The sequence below is a fragment of the uncultured Porphyromonas sp. genome, assembly GCF_938046015.1.
In the GTDB taxonomy this organism is placed as follows: Bacteria; Bacteroidota; Bacteroidia; order Bacteroidales; family Porphyromonadaceae; genus Porphyromonas.
On record NZ_CALIXW010000005.1, the window covers coordinates 1 to 18,993 of the forward strand.

General features: G+C 60.0%; 16 protein-coding genes, 1 tRNA gene and 2 pseudogenes. 12 read left to right on the forward strand and 7 right to left on the reverse strand.

The window, feature by feature from the left end:
• Positions 1-60: 60 nt before the first annotated feature.
• The 7 genes from Q0248_RS00510 to Q0248_RS00540 form a co-directional block, all read right to left on the reverse strand.
• Complete coding sequence (locus Q0248_RS00510; protein ID WP_299318502.1) at positions 61-1,326, reverse strand: amidohydrolase; 1,266 nt, start codon at positions 1,324-1,326, stop codon at positions 61-63.
• A 5-nt stretch (positions 1,327-1,331) separates the two neighbouring features.
• Entirely contained in the window at positions 1,332-2,696 is a 1,365-nt protein-coding gene (locus Q0248_RS00515; protein ID WP_211789152.1) for a dipeptidase, read from the reverse strand.
• Positions 2,697-2,732: 36 nt separating this feature from the next.
• Positions 2,733-3,275: an FHA domain-containing protein gene (locus Q0248_RS00520; RefSeq protein ID WP_299318506.1), complete on the reverse strand. Its 543-nt coding sequence runs from the start codon at positions 3,273-3,275 to the stop codon at positions 2,733-2,735.
• 1 nt (position 3,276) lies between these two features.
• Positions 3,277-4,965: a S41 family peptidase gene (locus Q0248_RS00525; RefSeq protein WP_299318508.1), complete on the reverse strand. Its 1,689-nt coding sequence runs from the start codon at positions 4,963-4,965 to the stop codon at positions 3,277-3,279.
• 46 nt (positions 4,966-5,011) lie between these two features.
• Positions 5,012-5,704, reverse strand: coding sequence for a YggS family pyridoxal phosphate-dependent enzyme (locus tag Q0248_RS00530; protein WP_299318509.1), 693 nt, complete (start codon positions 5,702-5,704; stop codon positions 5,012-5,014).
• Entirely contained in the window at positions 5,694-6,155 is a 462-nt protein-coding gene (locus tag Q0248_RS00535) for a DUF4494 domain-containing protein (protein ID WP_299318511.1), read from the reverse strand. Before Q0248_RS00535 ends, Q0248_RS00530 begins: the two co-directional genes overlap by 11 nt.
• A 64-nt stretch (positions 6,156-6,219) precedes the next feature.
• Positions 6,220-8,043 carry a long-chain fatty acid--CoA ligase gene (locus tag Q0248_RS00540; RefSeq protein ID WP_299318513.1) on the reverse strand — a complete coding sequence of 608 codons (1,824 nt, stop codon included), beginning with the start codon at positions 8,041-8,043 and terminating at the stop codon, positions 6,220-6,222.
• A gap of 763 nt (positions 8,044-8,806) precedes the next feature.
• On the opposite strand from Q0248_RS00540, the gene rplM reads away from it, so the two are divergent.
• The 12 genes and pseudogenes from rplM to Q0248_RS00600 all read left to right on the forward strand — a co-directional run bounded on the left by rplM (position 8,807) and on the right by Q0248_RS00600 (position 18,991).
• Positions 8,807-9,262, forward strand: a complete 456-nt coding sequence (rplM, locus tag Q0248_RS00545) for a 50S ribosomal protein L13 (protein ID WP_211789158.1) — start codon at positions 8,807-8,809, stop codon at positions 9,260-9,262.
• A 12-nt stretch (positions 9,263-9,274) separates the two neighbouring features.
• Entirely contained in the window at positions 9,275-9,661 is a 387-nt protein-coding gene (gene rpsI / locus Q0248_RS00550) for a 30S ribosomal protein S9 (RefSeq protein WP_211789159.1), read from the forward strand.
• 170 nt (positions 9,662-9,831) lie between these two features.
• A pseudogene (gene rpsB / locus Q0248_RS00555) lies at positions 9,832-10,521 on the forward strand (30S ribosomal protein S2); the annotation flags it as partial.
• Positions 10,522-10,788: 267 nt separating this feature from the next.
• Complete coding sequence (gene tsf / locus Q0248_RS00560) at positions 10,789-11,613, forward strand: translation elongation factor Ts (RefSeq protein WP_299318516.1); 825 nt, start codon at positions 10,789-10,791, stop codon at positions 11,611-11,613.
• Positions 11,614-11,693: 80 nt separating this feature from the next.
• Positions 11,694-12,092 (forward strand): DoxX family protein, encoded by a 399-nt coding sequence (locus Q0248_RS00565; RefSeq protein ID WP_299318518.1) that lies wholly within the window; start codon positions 11,694-11,696, stop codon positions 12,090-12,092.
• Between the two features lie 46 nt (positions 12,093-12,138).
• Positions 12,139-12,249, forward strand: a pseudogene (locus Q0248_RS00570) (hypothetical protein); the annotation flags it as partial.
• Positions 12,250-12,446: 197 nt separating this feature from the next.
• Positions 12,447-13,637 carry a hypothetical protein gene (locus tag Q0248_RS00575; protein ID WP_299318519.1) on the forward strand — a complete coding sequence of 397 codons (1,191 nt, stop codon included), beginning with the start codon at positions 12,447-12,449 and terminating at the stop codon, positions 13,635-13,637.
• A 35-nt stretch (positions 13,638-13,672) separates the two neighbouring features.
• Positions 13,673-14,767, forward strand: a complete 1,095-nt coding sequence (gene dinB, locus Q0248_RS00580; RefSeq protein ID WP_299318520.1) for a DNA polymerase IV — start codon at positions 13,673-13,675, stop codon at positions 14,765-14,767.
• Between the two features lie 123 nt (positions 14,768-14,890).
• A tRNA-Met gene (locus tag Q0248_RS00585) sits at positions 14,891-14,967 on the forward strand.
• Between the two features lie 256 nt (positions 14,968-15,223).
• A complete protein-coding gene (gene gcvT, locus Q0248_RS00590) occupies positions 15,224-16,318 on the forward strand; it encodes a glycine cleavage system aminomethyltransferase GcvT (protein WP_299318522.1) in 1,095 nt (364 codons plus the stop codon).
• A 1,006-nt stretch (positions 16,319-17,324) separates the two neighbouring features.
• Positions 17,325-18,092, forward strand: coding sequence for an AAA family ATPase (locus tag Q0248_RS00595; RefSeq protein ID WP_211789166.1), 768 nt, complete (start codon positions 17,325-17,327; stop codon positions 18,090-18,092).
• 5 nt (positions 18,093-18,097) lie between these two features.
• A complete protein-coding gene (locus tag Q0248_RS00600; RefSeq protein ID WP_299318523.1) occupies positions 18,098-18,991 on the forward strand; it encodes a ParB/RepB/Spo0J family partition protein in 894 nt (297 codons plus the stop codon).
• The last annotated feature ends 2 nt before the right edge of the window (positions 18,992-18,993 follow it).

Genomic DNA, 18,993 nt, shown 5'->3' on the forward strand with positions numbered 1-18,993 from the left:
CGCCCCCAGCAGTCACAGCTGCTGGGGGCGAGGGCCTTTATCAGAGGTGTGAGGTAGGGGCTACTTGCGCCCGAAGAGGCGATCCGCGACCTCCCGAGCCTCGGCGATGATCTGCTCCTGCCCGGGGACGTGGCGGTGACGCATGCGGATGACGCCGTCGATGATGACGGTGTCGACGCAGCTCGAGCCCGAGGTGGCGTAGACGAGGTTGGAGGTAAGGTTATTCAGCGGCACGAGCTCGGGGACGTTGAGGTCCACGAGCGAGAGGTCGGCGAGCATCCCCTCAGCGATACGCCCCGCCTTGAGGCCGAGGATCTCGGCACCACCGACGGTCGCCGAGTGGTAGATGTCGGCAGCCTTCGTCGCCGTGGGGCTGAAGCGCCAAGCCTTCCCGAGGAGCGACGCGAGCTTCATGGCGATGACCATGTCCAGATTGTTGGACGAGGAGCAGCCATCGGTCCCGATGCCGAGCTTGATGCCACGGCGCTTCATCTCCTCGTACTTGAAGGTGTAGCCGCTGCAGAGCTTCATGTTGGAGGCGGGATTGTGTACGACGCTGACCCCGTGCTCGGCCAGCAGGTCCATCTCCTCATCGTCGACCCACACGACATGGGCGATGACGAGGTGCGGGCTGAGGATGCCGAGCTGGTGGAGGTAGCGCACAGGCGTGGTGCCGTGTAGGCGGACGCAGTCGTCGACCTCGCCCTTGGTCTCCGCTAGATGCAGGTTGATCTTGACGTCATGCTCTACGGCGAAGCGATGGCAGAACTGCAGTTGCTCGCCGCTCACCGTATAGATGGCATGTGGCCCGAGGGTGAAGGTGACGCGGTCGCTGAGCTCCTTGAAGGCCTCGTAGTACTCGTAGCTACGCTTGCGATCGAGGGCTGCACGCTCCGCTCCGCCCTGGTCGAAGAGGGTGTAGGAGAGGTGGGCTCTGAGGCCGAGCTCCTCGACGGCGCGCGCCGTCTCCATAGGGTACATGTACATGTCGAGGAAGCAGGTCGTCCCCGAGCGAAGCATCTCGAGGCAGGCGAGCTTAGCCCCTACATAGACGTCATGCTCGGTCATCTTGGCCTCCACAGGCCAAATGTAGTCCTGCAGCCACTCCATCAGCGGTAGGTCGTCTCCATAGCCGCGGAAGAGGGTCATCGCCGCATGGGTATGCGTGTTGATGAAGCCTGGGATGGCTGCCTTGTCACGACCGCTGAGGATCTCGGCACCCTCGGGGGGATCGATGTGTGGGGCGATACGCTTGATGTACTTGCCCTCGATGAGGATATCGGTGATCTGGTCCTCCAGGAGCACCTGCTTGATGAGTAGGGACATAGGCACTAGTGCTGGGGATAGATCTTGTAGAACTCGGCGACGGCCTCGATGCCCTTGTAGAAGACATCGAGCGGCATGTTTTCATTGGGCGAGTGGATAGCGTTGCTCTCCAGCCCGAAGCCCATGAGGATGGTCTTGATACCGAAGACACGTTCGAAGGCTGCGATGATGGGGATGCTCCCGCCACGGCGTACGGCCAGCGGACGCTTGCCGAAGGCTACGCCTACAGCCTCCTCAGCAGCCTTGTAGGCAGGTAGGTCGATGGGGCAGAGGTAGGCCTCACCGCCGTGCATCGGGGTGACCTCGACACGGACATACTTAGGTGCGATGCTCTTGATGTAGTCGATGAAGGCCTGGCTCACCTGGTGGTGATCCTGGTTCGCTACGAGGCGGCAGGAGACCTTGGCGTAGGCCTTGGAGGGGAGGACGGTCTTGGAGCCTTCGCCCTGGTAGCCGCCCCAGATGCCGCAGACGTCGAAGCTCGGGCGGCAGCTATTGCGCTCCAGCGTGTGGTAGCCCTTCTCGCCGAAGAGGGCGTCGACGTCGAGGAACTTCTTGTACTGTTCCTCGTCGAAGGGGATCTGGGCGATCATGGCGCGCTCCTCGTCCGTCAGGTCGACGACCGCGTCATAGAAGTGGGGGATGGTGATGCGCCCGTCGGCGTCCTGCACCTGGGCGATGAGCTTGCAGAGCTCGTTGATGGGATTGGCCACCGCGCCGCCGAAGTGACCCGAGTGCAGGTCGTGGTTGGCACCCGTCACCTCGATCTGCCAGTAGGCTAGCCCGCGTAGCCCCGTGGTGAGCGAGGGCGTCTCGGCGCTGACCATGCTGGTATCGGAGACGATGATGTTATCGGCGCGCAGCATCTCGAGGTGCTCGCGGCAGAACTGCTCGAGGTGCGTCGAGCCGATCTCCTCCTCGCCCTCGAAGAGGAACTTTACATTGCAGCGCACCAGCCCTAGCGCTAGTGCCGTCTCGAAGCCCTTGACCTGGATCATCGACTGGCCCTTGTCGTCGTCGGCGCCACGTGCCCAAATGTGGCCGTCGCGTACCTCGGGGGCGAAGGGCTCGCTCTTCCATAGCTCGAGGGGCTCGGGGGGCATGACGTCGTAGTGGGCGTAGACGAGGATGGTGGGGAGCTTGGGGTCGAGCTCGTAGTGCCCGAAGACGATGGGGTTGCCCGCCGTCTGGTAGATCTCGACGGTCTGGACGCCGAGGCTGCGGAGGTGGTCACGCCAGTGCTCGGCACAGCGCTGCATATCGCTCTTGTGCTCGCTCTTGGCGCTGACGCTGGGGATACGGATGAGGGCGAAGAGATCCTCGAGGAAGCGTGCCTGGTGCTGCTGGATGAATTCCTTGATCTGGCTCATGATACTGTTGTACTTTAGGGTAGTGATAGGGGGAGATCAGCTGATGTCGGCCTCCTCCTCGAGGGGCTGATCGCTGAAGATGATGCTGGTGGCGCCGAGGGTGATGACGTCGCCACTCTGGAGATAGACGGACTCGCGGGGGCCGAGGATCTGCCCGGAGACGAAGGTGCCCACGTGGCTATCGTCGTCGGAGAGGGCGAAGCGTAGGGCGCCCGTCTTGCCTTGGGTGACCTTGATGATGGCGTGATGCCTGTCCATGCTGGGGTCGCTCGTGATGATGGGGATATCGGTCTCGGTGTCCTTGTTGCGGCGGCCGATGCGATTGGTCCCGAGGTAGAGGGGGAAGGTCTGCTTGTAGCCGAAGCCGTTCTCCACCACCAGCAGGTGCCCCACGCTCTCACGCTCAGGGCGGGGCTGCTTACCCTCCTCCTTGGGGAGGCGTAGCTTGAGGTTGAGCTGATGCGTGCAGCTGGGGCAGACGATGGAGAAGCGCTCCTCACCTCGCTCACGCAGCTGGCGCAGGCGCTCTGCCGTCAGGACGATGGGGTTGTCACACTTGGGGCAAAAGATCTTCTTCATGCTACTTCTTTGCTGGGGCACTAAGGAGCTGGCGGTAGCGGGCGTCGTCGGCCAGGAGCTTGAGGCCCTCGGCGACGACCTTGTCCTCCGTCACGCTGCGCTCGCGGGCTCCGCGGTCGTAGTAGTAGCGGGTAAGGATGCTCGTCGTCAGCTGGCGCTCGATGGCGGCCTTGTGGTAGTCGAGGTCGTGCTTGAGGTCGGGGACGAGCAGCGTCTTGAGGCGCTCGAACTCCGCCTTGCTACGCTCGTAGTAGCCCTCGAACTTAGCTAGGTCCTCCAGTCGCTTCAGCTCCTTGCTGCTCTGACGGTCGTAGTCGAACTTCTTGTCGATCATGTACTGCGAGAAGTCGGCATAGTCCGCGGTGCTGAGACGGAACTCTAGCGGTGAGGCGATGGTCTTGTGCTGCTGCGTGTAGCGCGTGACCCAGTCGAAGGCATCATTATTATAGGTCAGGTAGAAGAGCATCGTGGGCAGGCTGTCCGCGGTGACCTTGACGTCGGGGAGGATACCCCCAGCGTCACGTACCTCACGGCCTGCACGGGTGTGGAAGACCTGTGTCAGGCTGTCGGGAGTGACCTGCTCGCCCTTGCCCTCACGTACCGAGCGGTAGTTGATACGCTGGATGCAGCGACCGCTGGGAATATAGTACTTGGCCGTCGTCAGCTTGATCGTGCCGTCGTAAGGGAGCTGCATCGTCGTCTGCACAAGCCCCTTGCCGTAGCTCTTCTGACCCATCACGACGGCGCGGTCCATATCCTGCAGGGCGCCGCTGACGATCTCGGAGGCGGAGGCAGAGCTGCCGTCGATGAGGACGACCAGCGGTAGCTCCGTGTCTAGGGGCTTGGCGGAGGTGCGGTAGGTCATCTCCTGTCGGCTGGATAGGGCACGTCCGCGGGTGGTCACGACGACCTGTCCCGCGGGGACGAAGAAGTTCACGATCTTGATCGCCTCGTCGATGAGGCCCCCGCCATTGCCGCGTAGGTCGAGGATGAGGCCCTTGAGCGCCTTGCGTCCCTTCAGGTCAAGAAGTGCACGCTTGACCTCCTCGGCAGCGGTGTTGGGGAAGCTCGTCAGGGCGATGTAGCCGTAGTCCTTACCTACGATCCCGTAGTAGGGCACGGGGTTGACCTGTACCTGCTCGCGCTTGAAGGAGAAGAGCTGGGGCTTGGGCGCTCCTGGGCGCTGCACGAGGATGGTGATCTTGCTCCCCGGGCTGCCCTTGAGGGCGGCGCTCACCAGTTCACTGGTGGAGCGGCGGAAGTCCTTGCCGTCGACCTCGAGGATGATGTCCCCTGCCTTGAGTCCTGCCCTAGCTGCGGGCATGCCCTCCATAGGGCTGTTGATGATGATGACGCTGTCGGGGCGCTGCGAGATGATGGAGCCTATGCCGCCATATTCGCCTGTGGTCATGAGGCGGAGCTTGTCGTTGTCCTCGGCGGAGTAATACTCCGTGTAGGGGTCGAGGCTCTCGAGCATGCTCGCCAGCCCGAGGCGGCTGAGCTGCTTGAGGTCGACGCTGTCGACGAAGTAGCGGTCCAGCAGCGCCATCGAGGAGCCGAGGACGTCGATCGCCTGCATGTAGTTGTACTTGTTGTCCTGCTTGGGCTGGGCTCCACGGCGCTGAGCGCTGAGGGGGAGGATGCAGGCTAGGGAGAGCAGCGCGAGGCTAGCTCTATGGAGTAGACGCATAGGTGAGAGGTCTATTAGCTGAATATAAAGGGAGGAGTAGGCTACATCAGTGCCGCTCCCCGAAGAGTGCCGAGCCGATACGTACGTGCGTGGCCCCCTCCTCTAGGGCTAGGGGGTAGTCCCCACTCATGCCCATGGATCGGATGGTGAAGCGCTCGCTGTCGACCCATCCCGAGCGGAGGAGCTGCTCGTGGAGCTCGGCCACGCGGGCAAATTCCCCCCGTACCTGGGCGCTGTCCTCGGTATTGCTGGCCATAGCCATCAGTCCGCATAGCTCGATGCCTCGGTAGTGCTCGGGCTCGTGGTGGATACGCTCGACGAGCTGCAGGAGCTCCTCGGGGCTGAAGCCGCTCTTGGTCTCCTCCTCGGCCACGTAGACCTCGAGGAGGATGGGGATACGACGGCCCACGCGCTGTCCCTGGCGGTTGATCTCCTCGAGCAGTCGCTCGGAGGTCACGCTCTCGATCATGTGGATGAAGGGGGCGAGGTACTTGACCTTATTGGTCTGCAGGGGGCCGATGAAGTGCCAGACGATGTCGGGGCAGTCGGCGGCTAGGGCCTCATGCTTGGCCACGAGCTCCTGTACGCGGCTCTCGCCGAAGAGGCGCTGCCCCAGCTCGTAGCTGAGGCGCACGTAGTCGGCGGGGTGGAACTTCGATACCGCCACCAGCTCGGCGCGCCCTGCGAGGCTTGCGCGGACTTCGCTGAGTCGTGCGGCTAGTTCGTCTTTACTTAGCATCCTTGGCTGGTGCTACATACTGGTAGACGTCCATGATCTGCGTCTCGGTGATCGAGGCGAGCTCATAGGCCGAGAGCTGCCCGTCCATCTGGGCGGTGAGCTCCTTGACGGCTCCCTGTAGGCTGTCGCTCTTGACGATCATCTGTGCGGCGGTACGCTTCTCCTTGCCGCTCTTCTCGTCGACGGTGATGAAGTTCACCTTGGCGCGGTAGTAGCGGTCGTGGTCTGGGTCCTCGCTGAGAAAGAGCTCCGCGATGCGGGCGCGGCGTATGTTCACTACCTCGAGGTCGCCGCCGCCGATGGCTGCGAAGGGTGTCACCTCCTCGATGATGCGCTTCTCTGCCTCTGTGAAGCTGAGGGCATCTACCAGGTAGCTCTCTGATACCTTAGCCGTACCTAGGTTGTCCGTCTGTCGCTCGTAGGACACCTTGCATTCAAACCAATAGTTCATCTTGGGTATGTCTTAGTCTTTGTGAGTCTATATATAATGTATGTAGCTAACGCAGCAGCTGGGGCTATTCGGCATACAGGCTAGCGATGGCCTCGGCAAAGTGCTCGTTGATGACCTTGCGGCGGATCTTGAGCGTGTTGGTTAGCTCGCCTCGCTCGAGGCTAAAGGGCTCGGTCAAGAGGACGAAGCGCTTGACCTTCTCGTACTGAGCGACTGTGCTCAGCGCCTGCTCGATGTGGGTGGTCATCAGTCGGTGCACCTCGTGATCGACCGCCAGAGCCTCGTCGCTCTGCGTCATATCGACCCCGCGGGCCTCGGCCTCGCGCCTGAGCAGCTCCCAGTTGGGGTAGATCAGTGCGCTGACGAACTTGTAGCCGTCGCCGATGATGGCTACCTGCTCGACGATGGGGTCTAGGGTAAGCATCCCCTCCAGCATCTGCGGGGCGATGTACTTACCGTTAGCCGTCTTGAAGAGGTCCTTGATGCGCTCGGTGAAGTAGAGGACGTCGCCCTCCAGGCGACCAGCGTCTCCGGTGCGGAAGTAGCCGTCCTCGGTGAAGGCCTCAGCATTGGCCTCCTCATTGTTGTAGTAGCCCTGCATCACGCTAGGCCCCTTGATGAGGATCTCGCTCGTCTCGGGGTCAATGCGTACCTGTAGTGTGGGCATAATGGTGCCGACACTCGTCGGGTCGAAGCCCACCAGCGGACAGGAGCTGACCGTGGCGGTGCTCTCCGAGAGACCGTAGCCGAGGCAGATGGGCACGCCAATCGAGCGCATGAAGCGGTAGATCTCGACCGAGAGCGCAGCGCCAGCCGTGGGGAAGAACTTGCCGCGCTGGATCCCAATCGCCTGCTTGACCTTCATGAAGAGGGTGTGGTCATAGAGTTTGAAGAGGGCTGTAAGCCACAGCGGAGGACGCTTGCCCTCGTTGACGTAGTCGAAGAAGTAGCGCTCCCCGATGCGTATCGCGTGGCGCATGATGCTGCGGATGGGGCTGGGGGACTGGTCGATCTTCTGCTGTACGCCTGCGTAGACCTTCTCCCAGAAGCGAGGTACATTGCTCATCATCGTGGGGCGCACCTCGGGCAGGGCCTCGAGGATCTTCTTGGGGTCGCTCAGTACGGCTACGCAGCAGCCCATGCTGAGGCAGAGGTAGCACCAGGCCTTCTCGAGGATGTGGTTGAGCGGGAGGAAGCACATCGAGGTGTCGCGGGGCGACATGAAGGGATACTTCAACTGGTGAGCGTACATCTGCTCGATGAAGTTGCTGTGATGTAGCAGTACGCCCTTGCTGCGCCCTGAGGTGCCCGAGGTGTAGATGATGACGGCTAGATCACTCGCCAGCGCCTGGCTGGCGGTGACGTTGGCCTTGTTCTCATAGGCCACGGCATCCCCGCGGCGAATGAACTCATCGTAGTACATGCTGGTCGTGTCGCCAGGGGCGAGGACGACCTCGGGGTCGATGATGATGAGCTGGCGCAGGACCTCGGAGCGCTGCTGTACCTCGTAGGCATTGTTGTACTGGAACTGTCCGCCGACGAACATCGTCGCTACCTGGGCATCTTCGATGACGAACTGCACCTGCTCGGGCGTGCTCGTGGCGTAGAGCGGCACCGAGACGCCGCGCATCATGAAGAGCCCCAGCTCGGCAGCGATGCCCTCGACGGTGTTCGGGGAGTAGATGCTGACCTTCTCCCCAGGCTGGAGCTGGAGCCAGGCGAAGCCCTTAGCCGCAGCGAGGCAGCGGTCGGCTACCTGCTCACCCGAGAGCTTGACCCAGCGCCCCGAGACCTTGTCGTGGTAGCGGAGCATGGGCTTATTGGGGTAGCGGAGGCGGAACTGGTGAGGGTATTCAGCGAGGTGATATTTGGGGTAGGGTGTTGTCATTGCGACGCGTTACAAGGGTGATCGTGTACCCATCACCGCTCTAGGCGGGGTACTATTACTACAAAGATACTGCGATTACTCGGATTTGCTTCGGTCTTGTTTCCGTCCTCTAGAGCGTTTTCTATACCTATTATATAGGAGCACTTCTCTCATGCTGCGGGATGTTCCTAGTGCCTTGTCTTGGTCGTGTGTCCCCCATCAGGTAGCTGCTGCTTGCTCAGGCTGTCTCTGGAGAGAGCTTCGTCTGCGTGGCAGCTGTGGGCTAAGGAGGCGTGCGCTGAAGGATATCCGTCAGCGCCTTGAGGGGCGTCTGTGAAGCGGCTGACTGATACCCGTGGAGCAGCTGAGGGATATCGGTCAGCGTGCCCCGAGCAAGGAGCGGGTGGAGTGGGGGATAGGGAGGCCTTAGCTCAGGGGCTGCTTGTGACGATTCGAGGAGACTGTTTGGAGGGGTAGGCGAGTATGTGGAGGTACCACTGAGCCAGGCGGGAGGGCGAGGCGAAGATGTGGAAGTCGCGAGGCTTAGGCTCGTGCTGTGGGTGGGCTATTGCTGCGCGCTTGTTTTTTTGTATCTTTGTGCGCTGTTTATCAAATAGTACCCCTACGAATCCGCCTACTGAGGGTGGCTGCTCTCCCGAAACGGAGAGCGCACTCGTGCGAGATCAGTGTCCAATCTGTATGATCTCGTCGCGGCTGTATGGTCATCCAAGGCTGGAGTGGGTCGTGGGTTTGTCTAACTTAATCATTATTAACAACAGAAGTAATGGACACGCTAAGTTTCAAGACTGTCTCAGCTAACAAGGCGACCGCTCAGAAGGAGTGGGTCGTAGTGGACGCTGCGGGTCAGAGCTTGGGTCGTGTATGCTCCAAGGTGGCTAAGCTCCTCCGCGGTAAGTACAAGCCCAACTTCACGCCACACGTCGACTGTGGCGACAACGTCATCATCATCAACGCCGACAAGGTCGTCCTCACGGGTAAGAAGTGGGATGATCGCGTCTACCTGAAGTTCTCGGGCTACCCTGGTGGTCAGCGCAGCTTCAGCCCCCGCTTCCTGCAGGCTAAGGGCTCCGATCGCCTCTTCCGCAAGGTCGTCAAGGGTATGCTGCCTAAGAATCGCCTCGGTGCCGCTATCCTCGACAACCTCTACGTCTACGACGGTGCAGAGCATAAGCACGAGGCTCAGCAGCCCCGCGTCATCGACATCAACACGCTCAAGTAATACTCAGGACAGATGGAAATGATCAATGCTATTGGCCGTCGCAAGGCCGCCGTCGCTCGTGTATACGTAGCAGCTGGTAGCGGTAAGATCACGATCAACAAGCGTGATATCGCTACCTACTTCCCCTCCTCTATCCTCCAGTACATCGTCCGCCAGCCTCTGTCGGTCCTCGATGTAGTAGAGAAGTACGACATCAAGATCAACCTCAAGGGTGGTGGCTTCAAGGGTCAGAGCGAAGCAGCTCGCCTGGCTATCGCTCGTGCGCTGGTCAAGATCAACGCTGAGGACAAGCCCGCACTCCGTGCCGAAGGCTTCCTGACGCGTGACTCCCGTGTCGTCGAACGTAAGAAGCCAGGTCGCCCCAAGGCACGCAAGCGCTTCCAGTTCAGCAAGCGTTAAGATCGGTCACCAGGTGTGCCGCCTAGCGTGTGCCGCCTGATCCGACTTATCTCGCGTTTAGTATCTAAACCGCCTAGAGCTACAGCCTAGCTTGCTCCCCGAGCCTGCCCCGCTGTCCTACCAGACGGTTGAAAGTAATCCAGTTACATTTATAGAACGTAAACGAAATCATGTCAAGAGTTTCCTTTGACCAACTCATCGAAGCTGGCGCACACTTCGGTCACCTGACCCGCAAGTGGAACGCAGCTATGGCTCCATACATCTTCATGGAGCGCAACGATATCCACATCATCGACCTGCACAAGACTGTTGTTAAGGTTGACGAAGCAGCAGAAATCGCCAAGGCTATGGCTAAGGGTGGCAAGAAGATCCTCTTCGTCGCTACCAAGAAGCAGCTCAAGGGCGCTGTCTCCGAGCTCGCCAAGGAAGTAGGTATGCCCTACGTCACCGAGCGCTGGCCCGGCGGTATGCTCACCAACTTCGCCACGATCCGTAAGGCCGTGAACAAGATGAGCTCCATCGATAAGATGACTGCTGATGGTACTTTTGATAACCTCTCCAAGCGTGAGAAGCTTCAGATCTCTCGCCAGCGTGCCAAGCTCGAGCTTACCCTCGGCTCCATCGCTGACATGAAGCGCCTGCCCTCTGCCCTCTTCGTCGTAGACGTCATGAAGGAGCACATCGCAGTGGCTGAAGCTAATCGTCTCGGTATCCCTGTCTTCGCTATTGTGGACACCAATAGCGATCCTAGCAATATCGACTACGTCATCCCTGCCAACGACGACTCCACGGCAGCTGTCGAGCTCATCGTCTCGGCTGTCTGTGCAGCGATCGCTGAAGGCCTGCAGGAACGCAAGGCCGAAGGTAAGGGCGAGGAAAAGGAAGAAGGCGAAGGCGCTAAGCGCATCGGCGGCGGTCGCGGTCGTGCTCGCAAGGCGGCTCCTGCTGCTAGCAGCGAGGAGGCCTAAGCCCATCCTCTCCCCTCTGACGTAGCCCCAGCTAGTCTGGGAGCGGACGCAGCATAAGATAAGAGACGAGGATAAGCCGGCAAGCTCCAGCTTGTCCTCGGATCTTATCTACCCCATAGAACTATTGTAACGTAACAACCCAATACCCATACTGCAATTATGAGTGCACTGATGGAAAGCATCAAGAAGCTCCGCGCCCTCACCGGTGCTGGCCTCTCTGATGTCAAGAAGGCGATTGAAGAAGCCGAAGGCGATCTCGAAAAGGCGATCGAGCTGATCCGCAAGCGCGGTCAGGCCATCGCTGCTAAGCGTGGTGACCACGACGCTGAGGAAGGCTGCATCCTCGCAGCTCACGAAGGCGACTACGCTGTCATGGTCGGCGTAAAGTGCGAGACCGACTTCGTAGCCAAGAACGAAGACTTCATCAAGCTCGTCTCTACGATCCTTGAGGTAGCCAAGAGCAAGAAGGGCGCGACGAAGGAAGAGATCCTCGCCACGCCGCTGGCCGACGGCCGTAGCGTGCAGGAGTACATCACCGAGCGCAGCGGTGTCTCTGGTGAGAAGATGGAGCTCGGCGTATATGAGTTCGTCCAGGGCCCCTTCACAACCTCCTACGTACACCCCGGTAACATGCTGGCTACCATCGTTGCCTTCAACGAGGCTACCGATGCACAGGTCGCTCGCGACGTAGCTATGCAGATCGCTGCTATGGCTCCCGTCGGTATCACCGAGGAGGACGTACCCGCAGAGATCAAGGAGCGTGAGCTCGCCCTTGCTCGTGAGAAGGCTATCGAGGCAGGCAAGCCCGCCAACCTCGTAGACACGATCGCTCAGGGTGCCCTGAAGAAGTACTACAAGGAGAATACGCTCCTGGATCAGCTCTTCGTTAAGGACAACAAGCTGACGATCGCTCAATACCTCCAGGCTCAGAGCAAGAGCCTGACGGTGACGTCCTTCAAGCGTGTGACCCTCAAGGCTGAATAAGCTCACCACGTCTTATAGCATAGCCCCGCAGAGCTTCGTCTTCTGCGGGGCTATTCTTTTCTCCCATCAGATTTATACGTATGCTTAAGTACCGCCTTTATTTCTTCTTCTATTACCTCTGTGGTATCTCCTATGTTCTAGCAGGAGTCAATCACTTTGTCAATCCTAACTTCTACCTCCGCATAATGCCAGACTATCTGCCTGCTCACGAAGCCTTGGTCGCACTAAGTGGTGTCGCGGAGATCCTCCTTGGGTTAGGGCTGGTGGTCAGACCCAAGAGTCAGCTTCGTGTTTGGTCGGCTTGGGGGATTGTTCTACTTCTGATCGCTGTTTATCCGGCCAATATCTACTCCTATACACATATGGCCGAGCTGGGTGATCCTCGTGCGACGATAGCCTTGATCCGCCTCCCCTTTCAGTTTGTCTTCCTTTGGTGGGCTTGGGTATATACCCGTCCTTTCCCTCAGCGTCCCGAGTAGAGCTCGATGACTGTCTTATCCCCGTCTATTTAGGTCTTCCTCCTTCATGCGGAAGATCATACGCATCGACATGGACGCCTTCTTTGCCTCGGTTGAACAGCATGACCACCCCGAGCTGCGCGGCATCCCCATCGCCGTTGAGGGAGCGGAGCCCCAGTGCTGGCGGCTGCGGGTATTCTATATATAAGGCAGAGAGCCCCTGCGACGCGCCTTATTTCGGCCTTGTGATCGGTGGGACGGATCTCCAGCGCCGAGTGCTGTGGAGCTCTGGTAATGGATAGGAATAGTGTGTGCCTCCCCTTGAGAATAGTGTAGGTGTCCCCCTGGGGGACTACGGATGACCAATGATAGCTAATGAATCATACGGATCTCCTGCTGCGCGGCTATAGCTCCGCCCCGCGGCTGTCGCTTCAGTACTTCGGCTCGCCAGCACCTAGCCTCATCGTGCCCCTAGCTTTCGAGCAGGATCGTAGCTCTCTCGAGGAGCGCCTAGGTTATCGTCTGAAGCTCTATACCATCCTACGTCAGGATGAAGTCTGCTTCACTCCTGGGGACGATGAGGACGCCTACATCGTGGTCTCGTACTATAGCGATGACTACGGGCATTGGGCCTATGTCCTCTACCCCTTCTGGCTGGGGCTGCCTAAGGAAGACGATGCGGCTGGCGCAGACGATGTGGCTGCTTCGGCTACTATCCCTAGTCCCGTAGCTGGGGCGACAGTGGCTGAGGGGCCTGCCGATGAGGGGCCTGTAGGAGTGCCACTGGAGGATGATGCGAGCTCCTTCATGGTGCCTCCCGATCCCGATAGGCTCGTCTTCGTCTACGAGGTGCTCGGGGCGATCAGCGATGAGGACCCCGAGGCGGAGCCTACCCGACCGGTCAGCGATCTAGAGAGCTACCTCTATAGCATCTTTGTCTCCCCACTGATCCCTGTCCCTGCTATTCCCCGTGAGCGGATTAGCTCGGAGGAAGAGGTGCGCGAGATCGTGGCCCAGCTGCTCCCCGAGGAGGAGCTGGTATACCCGCCCTACATAGAGCGCATCGTCGAGCGCTACGATCGCAGCGCGTGTGTACCTCGCTATGAGGTCAGCCTCAGAGGGGCACAGCTGGCTGACGCTGCCTACCTAGAGGGTGGCCATCGTCTGCTCCTTGATCTGGGCGGAGACCTCTGTGCGGAGGTCACGAAGCTCTATCAGTTGATCGGCTACCAAGCGGTACTGATCCAGCTCTCAGATGTGCCACGCTGGGGCTACCTTGGGTACTTCATCCTGCAGCAGCGTGCCTCGACTGTCGAGGCCTACCTCGCTCAGCACTATAGAGAGCTTATGCTCCTAGGGGCGGTGCGCAGCTCGGTGCGGAGCTGGGACGAGCGTATCTCGGTCTCGCAGCTACAGCTAGAGGAGCAGGCATCAGTGTCTCAGGAGTCCTTGTCCGAAGTTGTGGAGGCTGAAGCGGCAGGGCTGCCTCAGCTCGTGAAGTACCTCGTCCTCTTACTCGTGCTCCTATCCTTGATCCTACGCCTCATCTACTGGCTACGCTGGTAGCCCCTACCCATAGCCCTTTTCCCAAGCGAGTCCTCATGCGCAAGATTATACACATCGACATGGACGCCTTCTATGCCTCGGTAGAGCAGCATGATCATCCGGAGCTGCGTGGTATCCCCATCGCCGTTGGGGGAGCGGAGCATCGAGGAGTGGTCTGTGCTGCGAGCTATGAGGCTAGGAGCTTCGGCGTGCGCTCGGCGATGTCAGGGGCAGAGGCGCGCAAGCGCTGCCCGCACATCACCTTCGTACCCGTACGCTTCGAGCGTTACAAAGAGGTCTCGGCGGCCATCCATAGCATCTTCCACGACTATACCGATATCATCGAGCCCATCTCCTTAGACGAGGCCTTCCTCGATGTGACGGAGAATAAGCTCGGCATCCCCCTCGCTGTGGACATTGCCAAGGAGCTGCGGCGGCGCATCTGGGAGGAGCTGGGGCTGACGGCCTCGGCGGGCGTCTCCTATAATAAGTTCCTAGCGAAGATCGCCTCCGAGGAGCGTAAGCCCAACGGCCTCTGTACCATACACCCCGATCAGGCGCTGGAGCTCATCGAGCGGCTGCCCGTGGAGAGCTTCTGGGGCGTGGGCCGTGCGACGACGCGGCGCATGCACGAGCTGGGGATACGCACGGGGGCTGACCTCAGGGAGCGCAGCCTCCAGGAGCTGCAGCGGCATTTTGGCAAGGCTGGGCAGACCTTCTATGACTATGCGCGCGGGATAGACGAGCGCCCCGTGGAGTACGAGCGCGTACGCAAGTCCATAGGCTGCGAGCATACCTTCGAGACGAATACCGCCGAGCCGCTGGAACTGGAGCAGCGCCTCCTCGAGGTGCTGACCGACCTCAGGGGAAGGCTCAAGCGACGCTCCTTTCGAGGGCGTACACTGACGCTCAAGCTCAAGTTCGCGGACTTCTCCGTCCAGTCGCGCGCCTATTCTGCTACGCATCTCCTGGAGGAGGCGGAGCTGGAGGCCGAGGCACTCACGCTGCTGCGCGGCGTGGAGCTCTCGGGGCGCTCGGTGCGCCTCCTTGGGCTCACGGTCTCCAACCCACCCGAGGAGCTCAGGCCTGGGATGTGGGTGCAGCAGTGGCTGGACTTCGATCCCGCCTCGCTGGAGCTCAAGTTGCTCTGAGTCATCTCCAAGCCTTGGGGGCAGCCCTTAGGCACCTTTAATCCCTTTAGATGCTGGGGGACGAGGCATTTGGATAGTTCGTTTACTTTCTCTATCTTTGCAGTGCTTTAAGCGATAAGAGGCGGCGAGATAGCTCAGCTGGTTAGAGCGTCGGATTCATAATCCGAAGGTCGGGGGTTCAAGTCCCCCTCTCGCTACCACTAGGACGGCAGGCATGATCTAGAGATCATGCCTGCCGTCTTTTTGTATACTTCCCCTTGCGCTTCGGTGGCATTTGGCTTCGGGCGCAGCGGGGGCTCTATCGGCTCTGGATGAAGGGCATGGTGGGACGCTGCTGGGGGAGGGCTCGGCGGGGTGCTGCTCCTTTAGGGGGCGAAGGTGGATACTTCGTTTGTTCTTAGTACCTTTGGGTCAGTAGTACAACTAACTTTCATATTAGAGCACGCTTCCAAGAACATGAAGACAACTCCATTCACCGCTCTGCACGAAGCCCTGGGGGCTAAGATGCACGAGTTCGCAGGCTACAACATGCCTATCGAGTACAGCACGGGGATCATCGACGAGCACATGACAGTGGTCAAGGGCGTAGGTGTCTTTGACGTCTCGCACATGGGTGAGTTTTGGGTCAAGGGGCCTCAGGCGCTCCAGTTCGTCCAGGACATCACCAGCAATGACGCCTCCAAGCTCCGCGTCGGCGATATCCAGTATACCTGCTTCCCCAACGCCAGCGGAGGGATCGTCGACGATCTGCTCGTCTATCACTATGAGGAGGAGAAATACCTGCTCGTCGTCAATGCGGCCAACATCGACAAGGACTGGGCCTGGTGCCAGGCCAATAACAAGGTTGGGGCTATCCTCGAGAACAGCTCCGACAATGTCGGGCAGCTGGCTGTCCAGGGGCCTCTAGCGACCCAGGTACTGCAGCGCCTCACGGAGGTTAACCTCAGCGAGATCCCTTACTATACCTTCAAGGTCGGGGAGTTCGCTGGCTGCCCCGAGGTCATCATCTCCAACACGGGCTATACCGGTGCTGGGGGCTTCGAGCTCTACTTCTATCCCCAGTATGGCGAGCGTATCTGGAATGCGATCTTCGAGGCAGGTAAGCCCGAGGGTATCCGTCCTATCGGCCTCGGCGCACGCGACACGCTCCGCCTCGAGATGGGCTTCTGCCTCTACGGCAACGATATCACGGACACGACCTCGCCCCTAGAGGCCGGCCTCGGGTGGATCACGAAGTTCAAGGACGACAAGCACTTCCCTGGCCGCGCTCTACTGGAGCAGCAGAAGGCCGAGGGGATCACGCGTAAGCTCGTCGCCTTCCGCCTCAAGGACAAGGGCATTCCCCGCGTGCACTACGAGATTGCTGATGCCTCGGGTAAGGTCATCGGCGAGGTGACCTCAGGGACGATGTCGCCCACGCTCAAGGTCGGTATCGGCATGGGCTACGTGGCTAAGGAGCACAGCGCTCCCGGCACGGAGATCTACATCGTGGTACGTGGGCGTCAGCTCGCGGCCGAGGTCGTCAAGCCACCCATGCGTCAGGTAGACTAGCTCGCTGAGCTGATACTTAGACTACTAAGCAAACTAGGCCGAGGTGCTCGCTGCACCTCGGCCTAGCTTTTTGATAGGGCTTTGTGTTTCCTTCGGGGTTTATGGATAAGGCTTGGGAAGGGCTGCTTCGCGCTGCTGCTCGGGTGCCTTCATGAGGCCTCGCCTCCTCCTTTTCGGAGGGCCTTATAAAATGAATAGGGACTGTCTCCCGACACCCCCTATTCCAGTTAACCTTAAATCTAATACCATGAAAAACACACTGCAAAGATACAACATTTATTTATATATGCAAACTTCTGTAAAGCTTCTCAGCGCGCTCCCCCTAATTTCTGGGCGCGCTAGGAGCTAAAGGAGGGTGGTGTTCTTGTTCTTATTCGCTCTTAATTAGTGTCTTATGTGTCTATCGTGAGGCGAGGAATAGTGAGCCTCCAGAGCGAAGAGTTTTTTCGCTGAGAGGTCGAAAATCGCTCCTTGAGGCCAAGTTTGGAGCTTCCTTGTGGACTGATCGAGGCGGAGTACAGCGGCATGAACGAGTGTGCTGCGAGAAGCTAGGGGGCGTGCCTCGATGTGCTGCAGGCTAAGTTCGCTCCTTAGTCTTGCCCAGCGCTCGGCATAGCCCGCCCAGCCTGAGGGCTATCCCTCGGCGCGCTGACTGATATCCCTCAGCGGTCTGACTGATACCCCTTACGGCGCTGACTGCTATCCCTCAGAGCGCTGAGGGATAGGTCGGCGGATGGGGAGGGCTTCGGAGGAGGAAGCCGAGTGCCATAGGGTAGGGGCGCTTGCTCTTGGCCTCAGTTGGGCTGAGAGCCCCGCTATACCGAGGGTGGAGGAGGCTGCGTTTTCACCTCAGAGCCAGTCCGAAGCGCATCGTCTGGCGGCACGGATGTCGTCTATGTCGGCGAGTAGTCGTAAATTTGGAAGTTATTTAGGAACTATAGCGCCTGGCTCGAACCGGGCTAAATAGAATAGGATAAGGATAATAGACTATAGGGAGACCATAGGAATGGGACGAATCATCGCCTTAGCAAACCAAAAGGGTGGCGTAGGGAAGACTACGACAGCTATCAATCTGGCAGCCTCGCTAGCCTCGCTCGACAAGCGCGTGCTGCTGGTGGATACCGATCCGCAGGCCAACGCCTCCTCAGGGCTGGGCGTCGAGAGCCTCAAGCTCGGTAAGACGATCTACGAATGCCTCTGCGGCGGCCTCGCGGCCTCCGAGGTCATCATCCCTACCATCGTGGACGGCCTCGAGCTGCTGCCCTCGCACATCGACCTGGCGGGAGCAGACATCGAGCTGATGGAGCAGGACGAGCGCGAGCACAAGCTGCGCCGCGTCCTCGAGCCGCTCGTAGACCGCTACGACTATATCCTCATCGACTGCTCCCCTTCGCTGGGCCTCATCACCATCAATGCGCTGGTAGCGGCGGACGCCGTCCTGATCCCCGTGCAGTGCGAGTACTTCGCCCTCGAGGGTATCTCCAAGCTGCTCAATACCATACGCATCGTCCGCCAGCGCCTCAACCCGCGCCTCGAGATCGAGGGCTTCCTGATGACGATGTACGACAGCCGTACGCGCCTCAACAATCAGATCTACGAGGAGGTCAAGAGCCACTTCAAGGAGCTTGTCTTCGAGACCGTCATCCAGCGCAATGTCAAGCTCGGCGAGGCTCCGAGCCATGGGCTACCCGCCCTGCTCTACGATGCCGACAGCCGCGGCGCCGTCAATCACCTCCAGCTGGCAGTCGAGCTGATCAATAAGACTAAGAAGTAGACGCTATGGCAATGAAGACTAAGAGCGTCCTCGGGCGCGGCCTCGGCAACCTCCTCCCCGATGAGCCCATGGCCAGCCTCAGCGGGGCTGCCTCGATCCAGGAGCTGAGTATCTCGCTGATCCAGCCTAATCCCAATCAGCCTCGCCGTGAGTTCGACGAGGAGCGCCTCGAGGAGCTTGCTAGCTCGATACGTGCACTGGGCCTCGTCCAGCCCATCACGGTGCAGGAGCTCGGGGGCGGTCAGTACCAGATCATCTCGGGCGAGCGCCGCTGGCGTGCCGCCCAGCGTGCCGGCCTCGAGCGCTTGCCCGCCTACATCCGTCCCGTACGTGCCGAGGAGCTCATGGAGCTAGCGCTGGTGGAGAACATCCAGCGCGAGGACCTCAATGCCATAGAGATCGCCCTAGCGTACCAGCAGATCATCGACCTGCAGCAGCTCAAGCAGGAGGAGCTCGCCGAGCGCGTCGGGAAGAAGCGTACCACGGTGGCCAACTACCTGCGCCTGCTGCGCCTGCCCGCCGAGATCCAGCTGGGGCTCACCCAGCGCCTCATCGACATGGGGCACGCCCGTGCCCTCCTGCAGATCGAGGATACCGAGCGGCAGCTGGAGCTCTATGCCCTCATCCAGCAGGAGCAGCTGAGTGTGCGTGCTGTCGAGGAGCTCGCCCGTGCCGTCCAGCAGGGCGGTGAGGAGCTCCCCACGACTAAGCCCTCCAGCAGCCCCAAGCCTGCTGCACGTGCGGACTACAAGATCCTCGAGCAGCACCTGGCGCAGGTTTTTGCCTCGCGCGTCACCCTGCGTTGCAATGCTCAGGGCAAGGGACGCCTGACGATCCCCTTCTCCAGCGATGAGGAGCTGGAGCGTATCATGCAGCTCCTCGAGCGCGTACAGCACTAGCC

Coding starts and splice junctions, on each gene's coding strand:
- Q0248_RS00510 (WP_299318502.1), bottom strand. CDS start 1,326: ATGTCCCTACTCATCAAGCAGGTGCTCCTGGAGGACCAGATCACCGAT.
- Q0248_RS00515 (WP_211789152.1), bottom strand. CDS start 2,696: ATGAGCCAGATCAAGGAATTCATCCAGCAGCACCAGGCACGCTTCCTC.
- Q0248_RS00520 (WP_299318506.1), bottom strand. CDS start 3,275: ATGAAGAAGATCTTTTGCCCCAAGTGTGACAACCCCATCGTCCTGACG.
- Q0248_RS00525 (WP_299318508.1), bottom strand. CDS start 4,965: ATGCGTCTACTCCATAGAGCTAGCCTCGCGCTGCTCTCCCTAGCCTGC.
- Q0248_RS00530 (WP_299318509.1), bottom strand. CDS start 5,704: ATGCTAAGTAAAGACGAACTAGCCGCACGACTCAGCGAAGTCCGCGCA.
- Q0248_RS00535 (WP_299318511.1), bottom strand. CDS start 6,155: ATGAACTATTGGTTTGAATGCAAGGTGTCCTACGAGCGACAGACGGAC.
- Q0248_RS00540 (WP_299318513.1), bottom strand. CDS start 8,043: ATGACAACACCCTACCCCAAATATCACCTCGCTGAATACCCTCACCAG.
- rplM (WP_211789158.1), top strand. CDS start 8,807: ATGGACACGCTAAGTTTCAAGACTGTCTCAGCTAACAAGGCGACCGCT.
- rpsI (WP_211789159.1), top strand. CDS start 9,275: ATGGAAATGATCAATGCTATTGGCCGTCGCAAGGCCGCCGTCGCTCGT.
- tsf (WP_299318516.1), top strand. CDS start 10,789: ATGAGTGCACTGATGGAAAGCATCAAGAAGCTCCGCGCCCTCACCGGT.
- Q0248_RS00565 (WP_299318518.1), top strand. CDS start 11,694: ATGCTTAAGTACCGCCTTTATTTCTTCTTCTATTACCTCTGTGGTATC.
- Q0248_RS00575 (WP_299318519.1), top strand. CDS start 12,447: ATGAATCATACGGATCTCCTGCTGCGCGGCTATAGCTCCGCCCCGCGG.
- dinB (WP_299318520.1), top strand. CDS start 13,673: ATGCGCAAGATTATACACATCGACATGGACGCCTTCTATGCCTCGGTA.
- gcvT (WP_299318522.1), top strand. CDS start 15,224: ATGAAGACAACTCCATTCACCGCTCTGCACGAAGCCCTGGGGGCTAAG.
- Q0248_RS00595 (WP_211789166.1), top strand. CDS start 17,325: ATGGGACGAATCATCGCCTTAGCAAACCAAAAGGGTGGCGTAGGGAAG.
- Q0248_RS00600 (WP_299318523.1), top strand. CDS start 18,098: ATGGCAATGAAGACTAAGAGCGTCCTCGGGCGCGGCCTCGGCAACCTC.